Raw genomic sequence first — 22,860 nt, 5'->3', positions numbered from 1 at the left:
TTCGTTACGGACTAGCCTTTTTGAAAACTTAAAAGGCGGATTATAAAACATATTACAAGATAAAGTAGTGTTCTCAGCGAAATCACAAGGTACAACTGACTTTCAGAAATGGAAGTCAGTTTTTTATTTTCTATCTGAATCTCGTATTCTCACTAAGAATTGTATCTACACATTCGTCAATTTCCGTGGTTTGAGAACTAATACATTCCAAAATACAATTTATTATCAAAATTAGCATCTACAGATAATTACTATATTCTAAAATATACAAAAGAAAAAGTCAAGATGACTCTATCAAGAACAAAGATGAGAACCTCTATTCTCAGGAAAAAAGGTTGCCGACCAATTAACAGTACTGATTTTTATAGACACAGCTGCACCATTCCTCACTACGAAAAACGAGTTTGGTTGATAAAGGCCCCATCATTATATTAGTTTCACTTATCGAATACTCAACTACCAATTTATCCGACATTTGAGGTGAAAAATAAATATAGCAGGATATCAAGAATTAACTTACCGAAAGAGAGAATGATAAATAATAAATTATACATTTGTCCAAATTTTAATACTACAAATTACAACTATGAAAAAATTACTTTTATTACTATTCGTTTTACCTCTTATCTTTGTTTCGTGTGGCTCGGATGATGATAATTCTCTTTCATTAAAAGAAGCAGAAAAAACATTAAAATATGGCAATACATATCAAATAAACGCAAGCTCCGACAACAAAATAACTTACACTTCTGAAAACGAATATCATGCAACCGTATCTGAATCTGGACTAATCACGGCAGGGCGTATTGGCGAAACAAACATATTGCTGACAGATGGGAACGATACGAAGGAGTTTAAGGTAACAGTCAATCCTGAAAGTAATTTATATCCGGAACCAAATGTTGAGTTCGGAATTTCAAAAAGTGATTTAATTAAAAAACTAGGCACTCCAGATTACCAAACATCTGAAGGTATTCGATATGATAATTATTCTTCAAATGCACCTCAAGTAGCTTATTTATTCGATTCCAGCGATAAATTAGAAACTTCGGTTACTATGGTTAAAACTGCATATAGTTCTGAATTAGGTACATTTCTAGGAGAAAGATATGTATATGGTACTTCTATAGAGGAAGATTACACCTTGATTTTCATAAATAATCTAAAATTAGAAAACGCAACAATGATGATTGGGGCAAGTTTGTATAATACAAGTTATTGGATGACAATATACACAACTTACACTCATCAAAAATCTAGTTCAGCAAAACAAGCAACCATGCTTCAAAGTATAAATGAGTTGATGAAATAGTTTGAAAAACTATCATTTTGATTCATCTCTTATCCCAGAAACAGGCAATAAACTGACACACAAGTAGTACAACCCCAATAAAGGGGTTATACTACTTAAAATGTTTTATTAAAAATGACCTTCGAGAATTTAAGAATTCATTTAACACATTGCTATCATGCTGATAAAAGCACTTTATATCTTAGATTAGTTATGTGATTACAAGAAAGACCGATCTTTCAAATGAAATCGCCAAAACACATGTATTAAACAAGAGGTGTCTACTGAAGGTTATGGAAATTGTTAAGAATTCCTTATCTTGCGACAAGATTTTTTGTCGAAGTGGAGCGAGACTCCTCCTATTTTATTGTAAAAATAGAGTTTAGGGAATTTCGCAAAATATTTACAAGAATACAACGATCATAATCTTAACACACAACATCCGAACACCAATCCGCCAAAGGATTAAAATAAACTAAAAAACAAACGATACATGAATTTCGAAGAACTAAAAAACAAACTTGAGTATACAACAAAACAAGCATTTATAGATAATGTTTGAAAAATATGGAGAAGAAAAAATATACGCTTTTGCATTATATAGCGATGAGGGTGCAATGACTGTATGCCCTTCAACGAATACACTTAAGCATTTGAATGGAATAGATTCAAACCAGGAAGATTTCACATACTACAAATTTGAACCTGCCGAGTGGAAATACGAAATGCAAGGCGCAGACAAGTTATTTAATGAAATTTCAGAACTTTGTTCGGATGAAATTTCCAAGATGGAAGAAGACGATGAAATATATGATAGAGAATTCGATAAATTTCAAAAGAAATTATATGACACGTGTATCGAGGTTTTAAAAAAATTAAAGTCAGAAAACTTTTTTAAACAAATAGTTGGGGAAGATATTTTTTTGATTTTCACAGTATCCGAATACGAGTTCGATAAAAATGAGCTGGAGAAAATTATCACTCAATTAAATGAAAATGAGTATAAAGAAGAGTATCTAAATTGGATGCAAACATGGCAAGAGGGCGTATAATTTAAAACGTATTGACTATAATAGTATAAAACATCAACCTCCTTATCATACGAGGAGCAATCTGCAGTATATAAAACAGGCAAATAGATTTTCTATTTGCCTGTTTTTATTCTACAATCGGGTAATGACGAAAGGATCAATTAATGCCCTGTTTGCAAAGCATAAGCCAAATTGTATAAACTTCTGATATAGATGAAAAAACCTATCTTTTTCATATCCGTCACTCTTTGACCGTAAATATACCTTTTAGTCTAATATCTTTAGAAGAACTTCCTATCATGATTCTGAAATCGCCCGGCTCCACTATTCTTTCCATATTCACATTCAGATGAGACAAGACATCAGGAGTAAGCGTAAATTTTACAGATTTCTCTTCACCCGGCGCAAGAGAAATACGCTGAAATCCTTTTAGCTCATTAACAGGGCGGCTTACATCAGCAAGCAGGTCATGCAAGTAAAGTTGCACAACTTCTTCCCCCTGCACTTTACCCGTATTTTTTATCTTACATGAGACTATTATATTTTCATCGGCTTTTATTATAGATGATGAAAATTGCAGATCGGAATAACCAAACGTCGTATAACTCAATCCATGCCCAAAAGGGAATAATGGCTCACCGCTCAAGTCGAGATAATCATCTCCGCGTCCGGTAGGTTTATGGTTATAGTTTAAAGTAAGCTGACCTTCCGATAAAGGAAAGGTTATAGGTAACCTCCCTCCCGGATTATAATCTCCGAATAACACATCAGCAACTGCCACACCGCCCACATCACCCGGATACCAAACATCGACAATCGATGAAACGTTGTTAATCCAGGCATCCATTGTGACTGCATTTCCTCCGACAATAACTACAGTTACAGGAACACCTGTTGCAGCAATCCGATTAATAAGTTCTTCTTGCCTGCCGGGAAGCTTAAGCGAAGCACGATCTCTGAACTCGGCCTCTTCTATACCCACTACAACAATTGCGGCATCACTTTTTTGGGCTGCGTTCACGGCTTCTAATATTTTGCTATCCTCATTTTCCACTTCTGCATCCCATACAAGACGGACACGACCATTACGCGTGTTCTCATAAAACTTAAGTTCAATATCGTAAGATTTTCCTTTCTCAAAAACAAATGGCACAGTAGATGTAGTATAAGAGGTTTTCAACGGACGATCTATCACTTTCTCACCATTAATCGACAGCGAGTAACCATCATTGCCCTCAACTCCTATCTGATAAGTGCCGGATACAGGCGAAATCAATTTACCCGTCCATTGTGCCGAGTACCAGTCGAATGCAAACAGGTCGGGATCAGGAGAAAAGAGCGTCCATCCAAATTGCATTCTACTATCATAACGTGTCATTTTAGGTTCTCCAATCCAAGTTATATTATCGAAATATTCGCCTTTAAGTCCTGAAGATTGCCCCGACGACAAGTATTTCCCCGGAATAGTTACAAGCGAAGGACTCATTCTCTTACATCCTTCTGCATAGAGTATTTCTATATTGTTACCAACTTTATCTTTTAAAGCTTTTAGTATGCTTACCTTATCAATGCCGGGACCACTATACCCCCCAAGCGTGCCTGATCGGCATCTTGTCCTATAACAGCAATACGTTCATATTTTTTAGATAATGGTAATGCATTCTCTTCATTCTTTAGTAAAACGATCGATTTTTGTGCTGCAAGCAAATTCAAATCGCGATGCTGTTGCGACCCATTCCATTTTGCAGCATCTTCGGGATCAACATACGGATTTTCGAATAATCCCAAACGGAATTTCTCCCGAAGAACTCTTCTCACCGAATCGTCCAAATCCTCTTGATTCACATATCCTTTTTTGCAAGCCTCAAGATAAGGCTCATGCGTTTCGTACCTTACCTGAAATATAACATTCAGCCCGTTATTGAATGCCGCAGCTCCTGCCTGAACTAAATCGGGCACAGTATGATGTAAGTAATACATGATATCAACAGCATTGGCATCAGAAATAGAGAACCCATCGAATCCCCACTCTTTCTGTAATTTATCCTTTAATAATGTCGAATTTGCTGAACATGGGGAGCCATCGAATGTATTATAAGCCGTCATTACAGACTTCGATTTACCTTCAAGAAAACAAGCTTTGAAAGGTACATAATATGTTTCTTCCATATATCGGTCGGAATAGTGAACAGGATAACTATCACGTCCGCCATCACCATGATTTGCGACAAAATGCTTGGGAGAAGTAATTACTCCCATCTGTTCGAAACTACTCACAAATGTTACTCCCATACGGGCAGACAAAAAAGGATCTTCGCCATAAGTCTCCTCTACTCTTCCCCAGCGCGGGTCGTTAGCAAGATTAACTACCGGAGATAGAATTTGTCTGATTCCACGCGATTTACATTCATTCGCAATAGCAGTAGCAACCTGTCTCACCAATGTAGTATCAAAAGTAGCAGATAAGCCGATAGACTGAGGGAAAATAGTTGCACCCTGCCTTACCAATCCGTGCAACGCCTCGTCGAAAGGAATCATAGGAATCCCTAAACGGGTTTCTTCTATGAAAAATTTCTGTATTTCATTTATATGTTCCGCTGTTGCTTTAGCAGTTAATCCCGGCCCATATTTAAGTATTTGTTGTGTTTGCTCGTCGCTATTGCTATACGTATATACCTGAAGCCCGAAAACACCGTATTTGAGTTTATCCTTTCCCATACTCAAATCTCCCGGCATCATATAGAGTTGCCAGAACTTCTCTTCGACAGTCATTCTGCTTAATAAATCCTCAACCCTTTCGTTGATAGACAATTTTGGGTTTTTATATAGAAGAGCCGATTTATTCTGACTCATGAGTGAGGACATAGCCAGCATTACCATCCCCATTACTAACAAAAAATGTTTCATATCTAAAGGTTTTTCACAAGGTATTATAAATGGTATTAAAGAAAAAAACCGGCTAACAAATATTATTTTGCAGAGCCGGTTTTGTATATAGATTAGTTCTTATTTATCCCACCAGACTCTCGATACCATTTTGTCTCCATCAGATAGATTTCTCACGGCTTCTAAATAGTGCGCTGAATTGGCGGAAGCTTCACCTTCCGGATAAGTAAAACGACGAGGTATTGTTCCATTAGTAGCGTTTCCTATATATACCACAGGTTTCAATACAGGATAACCAGACCTCCTCCAGTTTGCAAAAGACTCATATTCGTCAGAGAATGTATTAATATAATACTGAGTATTAATTTGCTCTAACGCTTTACCTGGGTCATAAGCATTATTAGCCAGATATGCTTGTACATCACTGTCCTTAATACCCTGAATATCGAATTGTTTGAATTGTTGCATAGCAGCTATCACACCATTTTGATAATAGCTTTGAGCAGACCCGCTGATCCATTGTCTATAAGCAGCTTCTGCCAACAAAAGTTGATTTTCGGCATACGTTACTAAAAAAGTAGGAGCATCTATTCTGGCATAAGTATATCGGTTAACAACAGAGTACTTGTTCATATCACCCGGATAGAGAGGGTAATTCTCTATAAAAGTTGTCCCTGTGGTAGTTTCATCATAGCCGTTAGGCATCCCTATTTGACTAACAGCGGTAGTATCGCCCATTTGCCAGTCGCCACTACCTATTTTTTTAGATGGGTCGGGAACCACTGTACAAAGATATGTTAGTCTAGGATCTTTTGTGTTTTTCAGCAAATTTACAAAAGACTCACTCATACGGTAAGCACCCGGATCTTCGTGGCAATATATCTTACCAAAAGGCTCACAACTATTATTAGATGTAGAAGCACCCGGATGTTTTATCAAAGCATTATCGTCATTACTCTGAAATAGTCCACCTGCCACAGCAGTATTGACCCATGTCTTAGCTGTCTCAGGATCAACTTTCGACATACGCATAGCCAGACGTAACATTAACGAGTACGAAAACTTTTCCCATTTAGCAATATCTCCACCATAAATTATATCGGCTGCTCCGATACTAGATGTAGCTCCTTGCAGATTTGTAGCAGCTTCTTGTAGTTCCTTAAGCATATCAGTGTAGATATATTGCTGGGTATCATATTTCGGATAACCGTTTGTTTCATAATAGCCAAGACCAGCCTCTGTATAAGGGCAGTCGCCATACAAATCTGTCATACGATGAAATAATAATACTCTCAGGATACGTGCCATCTGATATTCTGCATAATATTTCTCGTTGCCTTTCCAGTTTTGCATCAGATCCACGAGATCTCTAATAGCATTAGGGTACATTCTGTCCCAATATGCTGAATTATATCCTGCGCTATAGGTATATTTATCACCATTCCAATAACTTTGAGTAGAAGCTGTATGCTGTATCATAGTACTGGTATAGATCAGCCCGTTACGCCATGCCTCGTATTCTGTTCCGTAACAATATTGCTGAACATTGGTAAATACCAGCTTGTAATCCATTACTTTGGAACTAATAGCTTCGGGATCTATATTCGTATCTCCGAAATCGCTGCAACCCGAAACGGATGTCATCAATCCGAGAGCTGCCATTATATATAATAATTTCTTCTTCATATTTTTTCTTTATTAGAATTTGACATTTAAATTGAAACCGATATTGCGTGTTGCAGGATAACCGTTTAATTCCAGACCTTGTCCGTTCGTATTATTATAAGCAGATTCAGGATCAATATTAGGAGTATGCTTAATTATTGTCCACAGATTACGACCTACCAATGATATTCCAAGCGATCTTATTGGAGTTTTAGCTAAGAATGAAGAAGGGAACTGATATCCTAAAGAGAATTCTCTCAATTTAACAAAACTTGCATCATACACGAACTCTTCTGTAATCGATTGGTTAGTTATATGCCTCCAGTATGTTTGTGCATCAACACTTACCGTATTAGCAGCGCCACTTTCATTTACGCCCTTTCCTATAATACCACCGTCGCGACCTTCAAGTGTATTTTTATGAAGCCCCGTACTATATAAATTATAGTTAGTTCCGGAGTATAGTTTAGCACCGAACTTAAAATCTATTAGAAACGCTAGCATAATGTTCTTATATGTAAAATCATTTCTAAAACCTCCTGTTAATTTGAATACTCCATTTCCAAGATCTTCGAGTTGATCGGTTCTGATAGGCAATCCTTCGGAGTTGAACACCCGGTTACCTTGACCATCTACTTTATATTTATAACCGACAATCTGTCCGTATGATTTGCCGACAATATTACGTATAGTAGCACCACCACCATTCGATGTTGCACCATCTATACTTAAATATTCAGCTCCTCCAAGAAAAATCACTTTACTTCTGTTATTCGCCAGATTTAACGACGTATTCCAGATAAAGTCTTTAGTCTTAACAGGAACTCCATAGAGTAAAAGTTCAATACCTGTATTACGTATTTCTCCCACATTTTGTATTGCAGACGTGTAACCCGATGCACTACTGGTGGTTACCTGCGCTATATCATCAGTTGTAGTTTTCTTATACACGGCAAAGTCAAAACCCAAACGGTTATTGAAAAGCTGAATATTTGTACCTGCCTCCCATTCCGCGATACGAACAGGTTTCAGATATGCGTTAGGAACAACACTATTCTTCACTGTACCCATCGATTGCTCTTGAACTGCAAAATTTGCGGTAGTATAAGCCAGTGCTGTTTGATATGGAATGGTTCCATTTGATGCCGAAGCATAAGATGCCCTCAATTTACCCGACGAAAGCCAGCTCGGCATTGTAAAACAATCGCTAAACATATAACTTACACTTACAGATGGATAGAAATAGCTGTTACTGTCAGGATTCAATGTCGAGAACCAGTCGTTACGCCCTGTAAGATTCAGATATAACCAGTCTTTATAAGAAAAATCGGCTGTTCCGTATACCGAATTTACCTGATATTCACTATATATTTTTCTGAATGTACGTGTTGCAGCAGCGACATTACTTGTAGAATAAAATCCACCAATAAGGAAAGGTCTTATACCGCCATCTGTTCCATAAGTTTTAGCTATATTTCGTTGCCTGTTTCCTCCGACTGTTGCAGCAAGAGAGAAATCGCTTATTTTTTTATTAAAACCGATAAGGTAATTAAGGTTTATTTCAGAATAGTTTTTTTCGTATTCGTTGATATAGCCATTAGGATCAGCAGCAGCGCCATTTGGCTGAACTTGCTTGAAAGTCAATATATAACCATCACGAGTTACTTGCCCTTGTGCATACAACCAATCTGTAACGTCGTAGCGTAGTGTAAGCCCTCCTGTAAGTCTGTTTTTATCACTTTCGTTCGATTTGTGATACTGTAAGAAATAAGGATTATTAAAATAAACATTATTTCCCGGTTGCAGTTCGTTTCCATCTGCATCAATGCCAGCTTTCAGCCATCTGACATCGTAAGAATTTGCAAGATACAGAAGTGTTGCATTTACGTTACCATTACCATCCGAAAGATTTGATCTACCACTAACATGCTCAAACACATAATTGGCATTAGCCATTAATTGTAGTTTTGGTGTAATTTTATAAGTGGTATTCATATTTATTCCCTGCTGATTTGCGCTTGCATTCGGCAATATAGATTGATCAAAAGTATTTGATAAACCGAAACGATAATTTACTTTTTTATCACTTCCACTTACTGCAACTGAAGTTTGGTTGCTTATTCCTGTGCGATAAAAATTCTTCCAGTTATCAACACCGGAATATGCATAATTATCACCTAATCGGTTTACAGCAGTACTACCATCCATTTTCGATCCCCAGCTCGAACTATATGTTTCGTATGCAGCTTGTTGCGTTTGAGGTTTTCCTCCTTGTGTACCTTGTCCATAAACGTTTTGGAAATCGCGATAATCGTAGATATTATTAAAAGTGAGATTGTTATTAAATTCAATCCCCAAACCCTGATCTGATTTCCCAGATTTAGTGGTAATCAAGATAACACCATTTCCACCACGATATCCATACAAGGCGGAAGCAGCAGCTCCTTTCAAAACCTGAATATCTTCAATATCATCGGCATTGATATTAGACAAACCGTCTCCCATATCCATTCCACCCCACTGTCCGGCATTACCTTGATTGGAGTTATCAAAAGGAACTCCATCAACCACATACAATGGTTGATTGTTACCGGTCAATGATGCATTACCTCTTATTATAACACGGCTACTTCCACCCAATCCTGTCGAATTGTTTGCAACACTTACCCCTGCTATTTTACCACTCAATGCATTACCTAAATTCGCATCACGAGATTCGGTAAATTGATCTCCCGACACATTGGCGGTAGAATAGCCCAACGACCTTCTTTGTCGTTTAATTCCTAACGCTGTGATAACAACTTCGTCGAGTTTTTGAGCATCCTCAGCAAGCACAACATTAATTTCTGTTTTCCCATTTACTGTTACTTCTTGTGCCAAGTAACCGATATAGCTAAAAACTAAAACTGGATTTGGAGTTGTAGCCTTAGATAGATCAAGACTATAATTACCATCATAATCCGAAATTGTACCAACAGATGTACCTTTCACAGCTACTGTTACCCCCGGAAGTGTTACCCCTGAAGCATCTGTAACTATACCCGACACTGAACTTTTTGCAGTTTGTGCACTCACCAGTGTACAAACAAATAGCGCCATGAATAGAAGATTCATACGCAAAACAAATCTGTCGGCATTTGATCCGATAGATTTCCGACTTAGAAGCCGTCCCTCTTGTTTCATACTTTACGTCTTTTATGGTTTAAAACTAATTTTGATAGATCCCTTTTTGCAATAAAAAAGAGGATTCGATATTTCAAATAGTTATTGCACTATTTGAAATATCGAATCCTGTAAATTTCTTATATAAAAGAGGTGAAGATTGGCCTTTTTGCCAAACCTTTCTTTTGAAAAAACTATTTTTTTTGTTATGTAATTCTCTCTCTCTCTCTCTCTCTCTCTCTCTCTCTCTCTCTCTCTCTCTCTCTAATAAAATAGCGCTGCCAACCAAATTTTCAGCCAGAAAAATGGGAATAAAAAGCAAAATATAGGGTATTAGATATTGCATAAAGGTCAAAGGAGTAATGGCAATACATATTGCCAGATTTTTTGCAAGTGATTTCTAATTATCAATCGGATAAACGATCCGAAGATTTATTTAAAATAAAATTGATCAGTTCAGAACTAAAATACTAACATTAGTTAAATACTGGAGCTATTATACCTAAATTAGCTACAATAGATGGAGGCTAATTTATGAAAACTATATAAAATAAAAAAATATATTAACATAAATATTTACACCAATAATCTATTTATCACATAGTTATATTCACAATAAAACAATAAGCCCTAACAAACAATAAGCTCAAGAAGGCTATCTAATGCTTTAACAGACAATAGGTTAATTTAATTAAATTTTCACATAATTAACCTATTCGGAATACAATAAGTACATAGATAGTTTATGGCATTGGAGTACATTAAAATCAATTGATACGGGTTCAAGTCACCAAAAAAGGTTCGAGAACAATAGCATAAAAGACCAACCAAAAACGAATCGTCAACTTAGTTATCTTTTTATACCTTTACAATAACGAATAATACTTATAGGTTTTATGGAAAAAATCTCAATACGTTCCATTCAAGAAAAAGATAATAAAGCATTAGCAGATTTAATCCGTAGTGTTTTTGAGGAGTTTGGTTCAGAAAAGCAGGGAACTGTATATAGCGACCCCACAACTGACAATCTTTTTGAATATTTCAGAAAAGAAAAGGCTCTATGTTGGATAGCAGAAAGCGATGGTATTATACTAGGCAGCTGTGGCATATACCCAACCGATGGACTACCCTTTGGATGTGCTGAACTAGTAAAATTTTATTTATCGCCTGATTCGAGAGGAAAAGGAATCGGGCAACAATTACTCCATAAAGCAATCGGAAGTGCCAGAGAATTAAATTACACACAACTATATCTTGAGTCATTTCCTGAATTCGGAAAAGCCGTTTCAATGCACGAGCGCCTCGGATTCAACCACATAGATCATTCGCTTGGCAATTCGGGGCACTATGCTTGCACTATTTTTATGTTGAAAGATTTGTAATGCAATTCTCTAATCTTTTCTAATTCTGATCCCAATTCAATATAAGAGTTATTTCAATATCAATTTAGATGAACATTCTGCAACAAAGCAATGTTTATTTATTGAACTAATAACCCTCTTATGGAAGTAACTCTGATATTTATCGGCGCACTTATTTTTTTCTCGCTGATATTCAATGCCCTATTCGAAAAAACAAGGATACCGAATGTACTATTCTTGCTTTTTATAGGCTTGCTGATAGGCCCCGTTTTTAATCTTGCCAATCCCGAAGATTTAGGCAGACTAGGCAAAATATTCACCACCATAACACTTATTGTCATTCTCTACGAAAGTGGCACCCGCCTTAATTTCGATGGTTTAGGAAAAGCAATCGGACCGGCTAGTCTACTTACCGTTTTCAATTTTGTTGTCCCTGTAGGTGTTGGTATGGCTGTCGGTCATTTCGGGCTAGGATTGGATTTGTTGCCAAGTGCATTTATGGGTGCATGTGTTGGAAGTATATCCACACCAATCATACTACCCATGCTAAAGCAATTGAAACTAAGCAAAAAAGCAGAAAGTGTAGTTTTTCTCGAATGTGCTTTAAGCGATATCGTATGCCTGATAGGTGCACTGGCTTTACTTGATGCGATGGATAGCGGCTCGTTCAGTGTAGCTGCTACTGTAAAACACATGGCAATATCATTACTCTTTGCAACATCTATCGGTCTTGGTGTCGGTTATCTTTGGACAGGAATACGACGCTATATCATAACCAAGCTTCAGAACAGTATGTTCACTTCGTTTGCTTTGGCATTTATCATCTATGGATTCTGCGAACTTTTAGGCATCAATGGAGGCATGGCAGTACTATCGTTCGGATTTATACTAGGTAATATAGACGAATTATCCAATCTGCTGGAAAAACAAAATCCTGAAAAGAATTTTATCAAGCGCAAAAATCCTGTATTGCTTATGCAGGATGAAAAGAATTTCTATTCTGAAATAGCTTTCATCTTCAAAACCTTCTTTTTTGTATACATAGGTATGAGCATCCGATTAACCGAATGGAGCCATATAATTATGGGGATATTGTTTATCTCCCTTATGTTTGTGGTACGCATTCCCTCTATTGCACTATTTTGCAGAAAAGGTTATTCGTCGAGAGACAGACGGATAATGAGCATTCTCAATCCAAAGGGATTAGTGTCGGCGGTACTTGCTTCCATGCCATTGCAACTTGCTGTAACAGATGAGCAGATACGCACCGGAGAGGTAATTCAGAATATTGGCTATGCTAGTGTAATGTTCAGCATAATTATTTTCAGTTTACTTATTTTTCTAGTCGAAAAACTCGACAAGACAGATAATATAAATACAACCTCAAATGCAGGTAACAAGGCTTAGGAGATAAGTTTCGTGTCTTACCATGGCAAAATGAAAAACAAAACAAAACAATTTTACTGATAAATGTACTATCTTTAAATTTGGATTTTGATGAAATAATTTGAAGTAATACTCGCAGCAGACACATTATAAGCCATGGCAGAGATTCGTAGGATAACAATATTTTATTTCTCAGGAACAGGCAATTCCAAAGGGGTTGCATCTTGGTTCTGCGAATTTGCCGTAAAAAAAGATATTCAATGTCAGCTAATAGATATTTCTAAAATAGACGATTCTGTATTTGATATTATAGACTCCAATACTTTAATCGGAATCATCTCACCCGTTCATGGTTTTAGTTTTCCCAAAATAACATTAGATTTCATTCGTAACTTCCCTAAAGGTAAGAATAGAATTATACTGATGAACACAAGGGGGGAATGAAGATAGGGAATCATGTAACGCAAGGCTTAACAGGTATTGCGTTTATGCTGTCATCATTCATATTAGTACAAAAAGGTTATAAAATCATCGGACAAATTCCTTTCGATATGCCATCCAACTGGATTTCGATCCATCCGGCATTGAATGAGAAAACAGTTCTGTTTTTGCACAAGAAAAATTATGATCGTGTAAAGAAGCATTCGGATAAGATACTATCAGGAAAAAAGGATTTTGCGGCTTATCATAATATCATCCAAGATATTTTAATTTCACCCATATCACTAGCCTACTATTTTGCAGGTAGATTCTTTTTTGCAAAATCATATTATGCAAGTAATGATTGTGACAATTGTGGTTTATGTATCAAACAGTGTCCGGTGAAAGCAATCGAAGACACAGGTAACAGACCGTTCTGGACATTTAAGTGCGAAAGTTGCATGAAATGTATGAGTATTTGCCCCAAAAAGGCTATTGAAACGACACACGGATTATGGCTAGTTGCAGGGATTCTCTGTTCAACAATCGTTTCTGTATTATTATATAAAGTGTTGCCGATAAACATTGATTCCGCATTATTGAAAATTGCATTATTCAGTTTCATTTATATTATCTTAATCAGAGTAGCTTATAAGATTCAGCACTTCTTACTTAAATATAAATTAATTGGTAAATTGATTTCTTATACCTCATTGACCCACTATAAGTTTTGGGGACGATATAAATCTGTTCGTGATGATAAATGGAAATAATACCTGACAAATAACATTTTATATAGCTACTCAGAATATCATAATGTCCATTTTTTACACCTTACCATAAAAGAATAACTTCTATTTTTGTCTTATTGATAATATGGAAAACTTTCGAGCCATACAGCCCTCGATGTTGCTTAATCCTTATATTAAGCAATATTGGTTTTTGTCGGTGGATAATGTTGCACAAGTATCGCAACGAGCTATTCCGGCCGGAAGCATGGGACTCGTCTTTAATCGTGGAGATAGAGTTTATAATTCATCTGCAAAAAAGGAGATGCTACCCAGATCGTATATATCCGGTCAATCTACTACATATACGAATACCTATTTCGGAATTCTCGATCTGATTATAATTGTATTCCAACCCATTGGAGCAAGAGCATTTTTTGATACGCCCATAAACGAATTAAACGAGCAAATGATTCCGATTGATTCGTTTAATGATCCCTTAATTATAGAGTTGGAAGACCATTTAATGAATACGACTGATTATCAAACCTGCGTTTATTGGATCGAACAGTTTTTACTAAAACGTATCTACGAGTTCGAAGAGTATAATTACAAACGATTATCAGCCGTTATCAATTCTATTAATTATGGGGAAAGCGAGATATCCAGACTCGCACAAACAGCCTGCCTCAGCTACAAACAATTCAAACGGATTTTTGTGGAATATGCCGGGCTGAACCCAAAAGAGTTTTTACAAATCAATCGTTTCGCAAAAGCATTGCATATACTGCAAACCCAACCTTCTATAAGCGTAAATGACTTAGCCTACCAATGTAGTTATTATGATAAATCTCATCTAATAAAGGATTTCAAAACATTCTCCGGCTATACCCCTACCGAGTTTCTTGCTAATTGCGATCCTTACTCCGATTACATGTCATTATTTCAATCTTTTTTTATAAATACAAAATAATAATTAAACTTGATTTATTATGAATATACTGATTTACGGCGCAGGAACAATCGGATGCACTTATGGCTGGCAGCTGGCCGAAGCAGGACATGATGTAAGTATTTTAGTACGAGAAGGCAAAAAACAATCAATAGAAGAGAATGGAATAAATATCCATTGTACCGATTACAGGGGAGGACAGAAAAGGATAGAGAATATAGTGTTTCGCCCTAAAGTAATTGAGGTGCTATCATCGGAAAATAATTATGAATACATCATTGTATCAGTAGGCTGTGACAACCTGAAGTCAGTTTTACCAATACTTTCAGAGTCGGCAGGAAAAGCCCATATACTCTTTTTCCAGAATATGTGGAACGATTTCGACGAAATAGCAAAATATCTTTCATCCGATCAGTATTTCTTCGGATTTCCTTTTATGGTAGGCGGAGGAAGGGGTGAAAAGGGTCTCAATGCTATTATTTCAGATTCTAAGTACTCTAAAACAATCCTTGGCGAAGCTAATGGAGACACAACACCTCGCATACAGAAAATAGCTAAAGCTATGGGGACCGCCGATCTAAAACCATTTATTTCAAATCAGATAATAACATGGCTTGTCCCTCATTTTGCATTCATTGCCGGATTTTCGGCTGGGGTCATAAAGGCCGGAGGTACTATGAAAGCATTTACGGCTAATTCAGAAATTATTAAAGAAGCAATACGATCTGTCAGGGAAGGATTTCTGGTGTGCTCAAAAAGTGGAATAAACCCTAAGATGGAAAAGGTTAACAAGCTATATTACTTACCACTATGGATCAGTGTTCCAGTAGTTAAAAAGATATTCGGTAACGAAGCCATGTGTTTAATGTTTGACGGATATTTAAAACATTCGAAAAATGAAATCAAAAAAATGCTTGAAGATATACTTGAAGATGGTAAAATGTATAATGTCGAAATGCCATACTTAAAGCGTTTACAGAAAAGTGTTATGGACTCTACAAAATGAAGCTATTCTACTATCTATTTATACCAAAAAGCATTCTCTTTACGATTTAACCACATCTATATTTATTTACTATCTACAAGAGTATTTTTTCGCTCAAACAAGGTCATAAACCTTTGGTCGAAAAGATACTCTTTTACATAAGTTCGCTATTTTAACATTCCCTCTCAAATATTTAACTTTTGCTCTTTTAGGCCTTTTCGGTCCGCACAGACCAGAACTATTCACATCAAAATATTACATATTAATACTTGGAATTCAGCACATTGTTTCAAATGCAACTAATTATAAGAATTGTACCACAAATACCAATGCAAATCATAAATATCAAAGAAAAACATAAAACAGAGAAAACGCATGTAAACAAAATCATTGTCGGTTTGTTTCTCAATTAATAGTAGCAAGAATACAACAATCGTGTTACCATGAAAAACCGAATAGCTACCGTCTAGGCGAATAAGTTTTACTTTAATATAATAACATTTATGAGAAAAATATCCATCACTTTACTTATAGTATCTATATTATCAGTATCTCATATTTTCGCTCAAAAAGCTCCTATTGAATCCGATAGTCTGGAATATGAATTTGATAGTCTAAAATCAGTAACTCTTGGCGATATTATTATAGAAAGTAAAATTTACAAAAAATACAATCTAGGAAATATTTCCAATAGTTTAAGGATTCAGGGGCAAATGCTTGAAATTCCTCAAAACATACAAATAATTAATGCCTCTATACTAAGGGATCAGTTGTCTCTAAACGTAACGGAAAGCGTTACGCGCAACGTTAGTGGAGCATTCAGAGAAGAGTTACACAATGGGGTTTCTCCCGACATTTATTTACGTGGTGGATATATTAGCGCTCAACGCAATGGTGTAGATCTACGTCCTTTACTAAAAGGACCTATTGGCGACGATGTGGCTATAATTGAAAATATCGAATTCGTAAAAGGTCCTTCCGGATTTTTGAATTCACTTGGAGATCCGGCAGGTTCTTACAATATTATCACTAAAAAGCCAACCGGAACGAATAGAAAATCCTTTCAAGTTATGCAAGGGAGCTTTGGGTTATTAAGAGCTGAAGCCGATTTGGATGGAAAATTCGATGAAGATGGAAAGCTATTATATCGTTTCAATATAATGGGAATGAATAAAAAAGGATTTCTCCAGTTTGACAACAATGAACGTATCCTTATAGCCCCTTCGCTAAAGTATAAATTTGATGAAAGCACTTCACTTACTGTTGAATATATCTATCAACGTTTAAATTATATGCTTTTGAGTGAAGCGCAAATTTCGCCTTACGGCTTCGGATCATTACCCACCGATTTCACGATAAGCGATCCTAATCTGAGACCTTACCGGGCGAATGACCACAGTGCTTTTGTCAATTTTCAGAAGAAATTTAATCAGAACTGGTCTTTCACTACGCAAGTTTCTAATATTAACAGCCAGTCTGCCGGAACCATATTCTGGGTTTATGGCAAGAACGAAACAGATCCCGATATTCTAGATCGTTATTATGTTTATGACGGGATGAAATATAATATTTTCTCTACACAGGCTTTTACCCAAGGAAACTTTTCGACCGGAAACATCAGACACTCTTTCCTTGCGGGGATCGACTTCAATCATAAAAGAAATAAAACACAAGACACTTGGGGTACAGCAACTGCTATTTATCCACTTAGTATTTCAAATCCTATATATTCAAATGTTATCAACAATAATGGAATCGGAGGAGATTTTGATTCGGAAAATGGAATTAACTCCGTAGAGAACCTTATAGATAGCAGATTGTATTACACCTCTGCCTATGTAATGGACGAAATCGGGTTGATAGATAATAAGCTAAAAATAAGTGCAGGCTTACGATTAACACAATCCGATGCTGATTTTAACCAATATGGAGAAGAGACAGAGGCTAGCGACTGGGTACTTACCCCGAGATTGGGCGCAAACTATCTTCTTACTAATTCATTCAGTGTATACGGTTTATACGACAATTCATTCATTCCACAAGCCGGTATAGCATACGACAAAACGCCTCTGAAACCAATTCGGGGTGTGAGTTTTGAAGCAGGATTGAAAAAGGATTGGAACAACAAAGCATTGAGTACAACCCTATCGTTTTATCACATCACCCGAAGTCAGAATATAGTAAAAGACCCTGTAAGCAATGATTTTTATCAATCGGGAGAAAATGAATCACAAGGGATAGAATTCGACCTTAGAGGTAGAATAGTGAAAGGGCTGGATGTAATTATCAATTATGCATACACCGATTCGAAAATCACTAAAGATGACAAAAATCCGGGAATGGTAGGAATGGCTACCCCCAACCGTATCAGACACATTCAAAATAGCTGGTTAAATTACGAATTACCATTTAAAACATTAAAAGATTTTAGCCTCTCTCTTGGCTATCAATATATGGCTGGAAGGGCAGAACGATTTACATCTATGGATCCTCAGGAATTGAAGGATTATTTTAGAATGGATGGGGGCATTTCTTTCACTAAAAAGAGATTCAGCATCAACCTAATAGTAAACAATATTCTCGATAGTAAACAATATTCAACTGCTTGGAAAAAGAATGATATGTACTACTGGGTACAATTACCTCCTGTCAACTATCGCTGCTCATTTACCGTAACCCTTTAATCCCGAAACCATGCGTATATTTATAATACTTTTCAGTTTTGCATTTCTTGTAGGTTGCGGCAATAGTAATACGCTTGACAAGAAGCAGGATAATCTTTCGACAATATCCGTTACAGACATTCAGGGCAATGAAATTCATTTATCTAAAGCGGCCGAAAGAATAATATGCCTTTTCGATCCGTCTGTAGATGTAATCTATATGCTCCAGGCACAGGATAAACTGATAGGAATACCTGCCGAAACCTATTTCGACAATGAACTTTACGATTACTACAAACATATCGACACACGTATCTTAAAAAAAGAATTGCCAACACCCGGTAGTAACGAATTAGCAAACTTAGAAAGCATTATCCAATTAAATCCGGATTTGGTAATTGCACAGCAACTTCCCGAAAGTATTGTCAAAACTCTGCAAGGAATGAATATACCTGTTTATATCGCCGCCGCTGCTAGATATGAAGATTTGATGAAAGAGATGAAAGACATCTCATTGCTTACAGGTAAGCAGGATAGAGGTGAACAGCTTATCTCTTATGCAGAAAATAAAATAAAGGATTTGCAGAAACGCACAGCCACACAAGAAGGATCGAAACACAAATCGGTCTATTTCACATGGGCTAACGGCAAAGTATTTTCGACTGCCGGCCGTAATAGTATGATGAATGATTGCCTCGATCTGGCAGGTGTCGAAAATGCCTGTCCTTTCGATATAGACAAACCGAATATCAACCCCGAAACTTTGATAGAATGGAATCCCGACATGATTGTGATGTGGAATGACAGCCCCGATTTATTTTACAACAAAAAAGAATTAGGCGGAATAACAGCAATCAAGGAAAGGAAGATACACAATCTGATGCCGATGTTTTACTACAATCCTCACACCTTCAAATCGCTTTGCGCAGCGGTAGCAATTAATCAATGGGCTTACGATAACGATGAAAAGGATAATACAGAAGAAATTAAAGAAATACTTTCGGTACTTTACGGAAAAGAAGCGAGTGAAAAACTTATAAAATACTTATAATGATAACAGAAATAGCAAAATACTGGGATAAACAAAGTACCATCTGGAGAGAGGAGAAACAAGAGGCATGGACTTTACCCGAAACCACACACTGGTTGGAATATTTTAAAACTCTTCGACCTAATTTACCCGGTAATCGGGTTTTAGAAGTAGGTACCGCCTCCGGATACTTTGCCAACATCTTACACCTTGCCGGATACGAGGTTACAGCAGTCGATCTGTCAAGCAATATGATTGAAGAAGCTAAGAACGTTTCCAACGAATTAGGTTCTCCAATTGATTATCACGTGATGGATGCACAAGATTTACAATTCACAAGTAATCAATTCGACTTAGTGTTTACCAGACTAATGACATGGACAACCCCCGATGTTGAGAAGTTTTATGCTGAAAGTTTCAAAGTTCTGCGGGCAGGAGGAATGTTTTTAAACTTCGACGGAGACTTCGGAAACCTATGTTTCTCACAAGAAGGACACGAAAGATATCCAGCAGGCATTATGGAGCAAGCCAATGTAATTAAAAGTAAGTTGGATATCAGCAAGCACAGCCGCCCTCAAAGAGACATCGAGTTATTATCCAAAGTTGGATTTGAAGGAATTATGGTCGATGAAAAGGCTCAAAATAGGATATTAAAAGAGTCGGACGACAATTCATCCCTTTTCCAATTAACCGCTATCAAACCCATTTCTTAATGTCAATGATCCTTTAACATTATACGCATTGAATAAAAAAGTCGCAAATATTATATGCTTCGGTCTGCCTCTGCCCATGTTGGTTATTTCCTTGTTCATAGGTTCATCGGGGCAGGTCAATGCTATTGATTATATAACTCTCCTGTATAAAAAAATAATGGATGGCAACCTGAATACAGACGAGATAGCCCGTTATCAAATGATTTCAAATATTCTTTTGAATGTACGGATGCCTCGAATCCTGCTCACCTTTTTAGTTGGTGCAGCCTTATCCACATCGGGTGCCGTATTACAGGGCATATTTCGTAATCCACTGGTAGATTCGTATATATTGGGGATTTCGTCAGGCGCGGCTTTCGGCGCATCATTAGCAATTCTCTATTCGTTGAGCTTTGTAAATGCTTACGCTTTTGTAGCAGGGTCTTTGGCCGTAATCCTTACTTATTCAATCGCAGGTTCTAATAAACAAACATCTACCGTATCGATTATTCTTTCGGGAATGATTATTTCAGGTGTGTTTATGGCTCTGCTCACAGCAGTTCAGTATATAAGCAATCCGTATAAATTACAGGCGATAGTTCAATGGGCAATGGGTAATCTACATGCCACATCATGGGTAGAGTTGAAACAGGCTTTTCTACCAATAATTATCACTATAACCATCGTATATCTGTATCGCTGGCGAATAAATTTGCTGGCTCTTGGGGATGAAGCAGCTAAATCGGTTGGTGTGAATCCGACTTTCGATAAATTAATTTTGATAACCTGTGCCACCCTGATGACTACCACAACAGTTGCTGTTGCCGGGATTATTAGTTTTTACGGTTTGTTTTTGCCACATATTGTCAGAATGCTGCTTGGCTCGGATAATAGCAAGTCGATTCCCGGAAATATATTCCTGGGAGGAAGTTTTCTTTTGTTGATAGACAACTTATCTCGTGCTTTATTTGTTTTTGAAGTACCCATTGGTATTTTCACGACCATTTTAGGTGGTGCTTTTTTTGTTTTCTTAATGCGAAAAAATAAATTGAACTGGAATTGACAACCGATGCCATACATATTAATAATTTACACTACGCGTACGGAGAAAAATCTGTACTCAGAGAAGTAAATGCCGTTTTTCCGGAAAATAAATTCTCGGTATTGCTTGGTATCAACGGGGGAGGAAAATCCACATTATTCAAAATCATTGCCGGATTATTGAAAGATTATCAGGGTGGTATCAACATCTGTGGTAAGGAAATGAGTAAGTTGCGATTCAAAGACAGGGCGTCACTAATAGGTTTTCTCCCACAATTTACCCAATCTGTATTTTCATTTACAGTAGAAGAAATCCTTCTGACCGGTCGCACGGCTTTTTCGGGCTTTTACCCTAAAAAAGAAGACAGGCTATTAGTCGATAAAATATTGAAAGATTTGTCCATTACTCGTCTAAAAGATAAATCGTTTACACAGCTTTCGGGCGGCGAACAGCAAATTGTAATGATTGGACGCTTATTGATGCAAAGACCGAAAATTCTGCTTTTGGATGAGCCTACAAACCATTTGGATGTGTATTACCAGCATTATCTGATGGAGAAATTAAAAGAGTATTCAGAAAATGATTTTACGGTAATTGCCATTATGCATAATCCTACTCTTGCTTTCCAGTATGCAGATCATTTTTGTTATCTGCATCATGGAAGCATCTATACACCAAGTAACCCTGCAGAACCTAATGTAGAACTACTTGAAAAAGTATATAGCATGAGTTTCGTCGAATTTGCCCGAGATGGTAAAAAGTTTATGCTACCTTTTGGTGAAATCGTGTAAACTCATTTAATAATTATTGCAAACAGAAATTTTAGAGATAAAATTTGGACTTAAAAGAAATCAATTCACTATTAAAATTAAAAAATATGAATGTAGTTCGATTTGGAGTATCTGTAGAAAAAGAAGTTTTGGATTTATTAGATAACTACATGAAAGATAATAAATTCCCCAACCGTTCACAGGCTATCCGATATTTGATAAAAAAGACCGAAGTAGAAAACCAATGGAATTCCGACGGAGTTGTAGGTGGTTCTATAACCCTGTCGTTCGATCACCACAAAAGGGAATTATTGGATAAAATAACAGAGATACAACACCAATTTTATCACGTAATTCTATGTTCTCAGCATATTCATCTCGATCACGATGTTTGCATGGAAATCATTGCATTAAAAGGGCAAGCTTCTGTATTGCGAGAGCTAGCCAACCAACTAACTGCGGTGAAAGGTATTATACATGGAGACTTATCTATAACGATGGTGTCATAAGAAATCTGTCTCATTCTTCTCTGATATGTTGGAGAAACCAACTATTTCCGATCATGCAACATTTTTACAATCATTCGATCCATTCGTTATAGTGTTAATCTGCAATTAAAATTTTCTTTGTAATAATATTGAGAAAACCATTTAATTAATCTGATTAACTAAAAACCATGAAACAGAAAAGCATATATTTAGCTCTAATCCCAGTAATGTTATCATTCTTCGTTATGGGATTCGTAGACTTGGTTGGTATCGCGACCAATTATGTAAAAGCTGACTTTGCCTTGTCG

The 22,860-nt window shown here is 36.6% G+C and carries 18 protein-coding genes and 2 pseudogenes; 15 read left to right on the top strand and 5 right to left on the bottom strand.

Going from position 1 to position 22,860, the window contains the following annotated elements; genetic code table 11:
* The first annotated feature begins 586 nt into the window (after window positions 1–586).
* Both G7Y56_RS07450 and G7Y56_RS07445 read left to right on the top strand, forming a co-directional pair.
* Window positions 587–1,312 (top strand): Ig-like domain-containing protein, encoded by a 726-nt coding sequence (locus G7Y56_RS07450; protein WP_165042378.1) that lies wholly within the window; start codon window positions 587–589, stop codon window positions 1,310–1,312.
* 533 nt (window positions 1,313–1,845) lie between these two features.
* Entirely contained in the window at window positions 1,846–2,343 is a 498-nt protein-coding gene (locus G7Y56_RS07445; RefSeq protein WP_221412548.1) for a DUF4303 domain-containing protein, read from the top strand.
* Window positions 2,344–2,563: 220 nt separating this feature from the next.
* On the opposite strand, the gene G7Y56_RS18550 is transcribed toward G7Y56_RS07445, so the two are convergent.
* From G7Y56_RS18550 to G7Y56_RS07425, 5 genes and pseudogenes are all read right to left on the bottom strand, one after another.
* Complete coding sequence (locus tag G7Y56_RS18550; protein WP_255498682.1) at window positions 2,564–2,809, bottom strand: fibronectin type III-like domain-contianing protein; 246 nt, start codon at window positions 2,807–2,809, stop codon at window positions 2,564–2,566.
* Between the two features lie 174 nt (window positions 2,810–2,983).
* Window positions 2,984–5,040 (bottom strand): annotated as a pseudogene (locus G7Y56_RS07440) (glycoside hydrolase family 3 N-terminal domain-containing protein); the annotation flags it as partial.
* Window positions 5,041–5,328: 288 nt separating this feature from the next.
* Window positions 5,329–6,894 carry a SusD/RagB family nutrient-binding outer membrane lipoprotein gene (locus tag G7Y56_RS07435; protein WP_165042376.1) on the bottom strand — a complete coding sequence of 522 codons (1,566 nt, stop codon included), beginning with the start codon at window positions 6,892–6,894 and terminating at the stop codon, window positions 5,329–5,331.
* Window positions 6,895–6,906: 12 nt separating this feature from the next.
* A complete protein-coding gene (locus G7Y56_RS07430) occupies window positions 6,907–10,056 on the bottom strand; it encodes a SusC/RagA family TonB-linked outer membrane protein (protein ID WP_255498671.1) in 3,150 nt (1,049 codons plus the stop codon).
* 73 nt (window positions 10,057–10,129) lie between these two features.
* A complete protein-coding gene (locus tag G7Y56_RS07425) occupies window positions 10,130–10,381 on the bottom strand; it encodes a hypothetical protein (RefSeq protein WP_165042374.1) in 252 nt (83 codons plus the stop codon).
* Window positions 10,382–10,931: 550 nt separating this feature from the next.
* Here G7Y56_RS07425 and G7Y56_RS07420 point away from each other — a divergent pair.
* From G7Y56_RS07420 to G7Y56_RS18540, 13 genes and pseudogenes are all read left to right on the top strand, one after another.
* Window positions 10,932–11,417, top strand: coding sequence for a GNAT family N-acetyltransferase (locus G7Y56_RS07420; protein WP_165042372.1), 486 nt, complete (start codon window positions 10,932–10,934; stop codon window positions 11,415–11,417).
* 120 nt (window positions 11,418–11,537) lie between these two features.
* Window positions 11,538–12,803: a sodium:proton antiporter gene (locus tag G7Y56_RS07415; RefSeq protein ID WP_165042370.1), complete on the top strand. Its 1,266-nt coding sequence runs from the start codon at window positions 11,538–11,540 to the stop codon at window positions 12,801–12,803.
* A 135-nt stretch (window positions 12,804–12,938) separates the two neighbouring features.
* On the top strand, window positions 12,939–13,226 hold the full coding sequence (locus G7Y56_RS18545; protein ID WP_255498670.1) for a flavodoxin domain-containing protein: 288 nt from the start codon (window positions 12,939–12,941) through the stop codon (window positions 13,224–13,226).
* Entirely contained in the window at window positions 13,223–13,975 is a 753-nt protein-coding gene (locus G7Y56_RS07410; protein WP_255498669.1) for an EFR1 family ferrodoxin, read from the top strand. Before G7Y56_RS18545 ends, G7Y56_RS07410 begins: the two co-directional genes overlap by 4 nt.
* Window positions 13,976–14,078: 103 nt before the next feature.
* The gene (locus G7Y56_RS07405) at window positions 14,079–14,903 is read left to right on the top strand and encodes a helix-turn-helix domain-containing protein (protein ID WP_165042368.1); all 825 of its coding nucleotides are present in this window, start codon (window positions 14,079–14,081) and stop codon (window positions 14,901–14,903) included.
* A gap of 19 nt (window positions 14,904–14,922) precedes the next feature.
* Window positions 14,923–15,888 carry a ketopantoate reductase family protein gene (locus tag G7Y56_RS07400; RefSeq protein ID WP_165042366.1) on the top strand — a complete coding sequence of 322 codons (966 nt, stop codon included), beginning with the start codon at window positions 14,923–14,925 and terminating at the stop codon, window positions 15,886–15,888.
* 482 nt (window positions 15,889–16,370) lie between these two features.
* The gene (locus G7Y56_RS07395) at window positions 16,371–18,551 is read left to right on the top strand and encodes a TonB-dependent siderophore receptor (RefSeq protein ID WP_165042364.1); all 2,181 of its coding nucleotides are present in this window, start codon (window positions 16,371–16,373) and stop codon (window positions 18,549–18,551) included.
* A 10-nt stretch (window positions 18,552–18,561) separates the two neighbouring features.
* Complete coding sequence (locus tag G7Y56_RS07390) at window positions 18,562–19,581, top strand: ABC transporter substrate-binding protein (protein WP_165042361.1); 1,020 nt, start codon at window positions 18,562–18,564, stop codon at window positions 19,579–19,581.
* Window positions 19,581–20,273, top strand: a complete 693-nt coding sequence (locus G7Y56_RS07385) for a class I SAM-dependent methyltransferase (RefSeq protein WP_165042359.1) — start codon at window positions 19,581–19,583, stop codon at window positions 20,271–20,273. The genes G7Y56_RS07390 and G7Y56_RS07385 overlap by 1 nt, the downstream gene beginning before the upstream one ends.
* Window positions 20,274–20,301: 28 nt before the next feature.
* Window positions 20,302–21,315, top strand: a complete 1,014-nt coding sequence (locus G7Y56_RS07380) for an iron ABC transporter permease (protein WP_221412547.1) — start codon at window positions 20,302–20,304, stop codon at window positions 21,313–21,315.
* Window positions 21,312–22,085 carry an ABC transporter ATP-binding protein gene (locus G7Y56_RS07375; protein WP_221412546.1) on the top strand — a complete coding sequence of 258 codons (774 nt, stop codon included), beginning with the start codon at window positions 21,312–21,314 and terminating at the stop codon, window positions 22,083–22,085. The genes G7Y56_RS07380 and G7Y56_RS07375 overlap by 4 nt, the downstream gene beginning before the upstream one ends.
* A gap of 86 nt (window positions 22,086–22,171) precedes the next feature.
* On the top strand, window positions 22,172–22,573 hold the full coding sequence (gene nikR, locus G7Y56_RS07370; protein WP_165023234.1) for a nickel-responsive transcriptional regulator NikR: 402 nt from the start codon (window positions 22,172–22,174) through the stop codon (window positions 22,571–22,573).
* A gap of 167 nt (window positions 22,574–22,740) precedes the next feature.
* Window positions 22,741–22,860, top strand: a pseudogene (locus tag G7Y56_RS18540) (MFS transporter); the annotation flags it as partial.

The organism is Dysgonomonas sp. ZJ709 (assembly GCF_011039195.1).
Taxonomy (GTDB): Bacteria; Bacteroidota; Bacteroidia; order Bacteroidales; family Dysgonomonadaceae; genus Dysgonomonas.
The sequence above is the reverse complement of the archived record's forward strand: the minus strand, read 5'-3'. Positions and strand labels throughout refer to the sequence as shown.

What these genes read in the sequence shown, in the direction of transcription:
- G7Y56_RS07450 (WP_165042378.1), top strand. Translation starts at nt 587, where the DNA reads ATGAAAAAATTACTTTTATTACTATTCGTTTTACCTCTTATCTTTGTT.
- G7Y56_RS07445 (WP_221412548.1), top strand. Translation starts at nt 1,846, where the DNA reads ATGTTTGAAAAATATGGAGAAGAAAAAATATACGCTTTTGCATTATAT.
- G7Y56_RS07435 (WP_165042376.1), bottom strand. Translation starts at nt 6,894, where the DNA reads ATGAAGAAGAAATTATTATATATAATGGCAGCTCTCGGATTGATGACA.
- G7Y56_RS07430 (WP_255498671.1), bottom strand. Translation starts at nt 10,056, where the DNA reads ATGAAACAAGAGGGACGGCTTCTAAGTCGGAAATCTATCGGATCAAAT.
- G7Y56_RS07425 (WP_165042374.1), bottom strand. Translation starts at nt 10,381, where the DNA reads ATGCAATATCTAATACCCTATATTTTGCTTTTTATTCCCATTTTTCTG.
- G7Y56_RS07420 (WP_165042372.1), top strand. Translation starts at nt 10,932, where the DNA reads ATGGAAAAAATCTCAATACGTTCCATTCAAGAAAAAGATAATAAAGCA.
- G7Y56_RS07415 (WP_165042370.1), top strand. Translation starts at nt 11,538, where the DNA reads ATGGAAGTAACTCTGATATTTATCGGCGCACTTATTTTTTTCTCGCTG.
- G7Y56_RS18545 (WP_255498670.1), top strand. Translation starts at nt 12,939, where the DNA reads ATGGCAGAGATTCGTAGGATAACAATATTTTATTTCTCAGGAACAGGC.
- G7Y56_RS07410 (WP_255498669.1), top strand. Translation starts at nt 13,223, where the DNA reads ATGAAGATAGGGAATCATGTAACGCAAGGCTTAACAGGTATTGCGTTT.
- G7Y56_RS07405 (WP_165042368.1), top strand. Translation starts at nt 14,079, where the DNA reads ATGGAAAACTTTCGAGCCATACAGCCCTCGATGTTGCTTAATCCTTAT.
- G7Y56_RS07400 (WP_165042366.1), top strand. Translation starts at nt 14,923, where the DNA reads ATGAATATACTGATTTACGGCGCAGGAACAATCGGATGCACTTATGGC.
- G7Y56_RS07395 (WP_165042364.1), top strand. Translation starts at nt 16,371, where the DNA reads ATGAGAAAAATATCCATCACTTTACTTATAGTATCTATATTATCAGTA.
- G7Y56_RS07390 (WP_165042361.1), top strand. Translation starts at nt 18,562, where the DNA reads ATGCGTATATTTATAATACTTTTCAGTTTTGCATTTCTTGTAGGTTGC.
- G7Y56_RS07385 (WP_165042359.1), top strand. Translation starts at nt 19,581, where the DNA reads ATGATAACAGAAATAGCAAAATACTGGGATAAACAAAGTACCATCTGG.
- nikR (WP_165023234.1), top strand. Translation starts at nt 22,172, where the DNA reads ATGAATGTAGTTCGATTTGGAGTATCTGTAGAAAAAGAAGTTTTGGAT.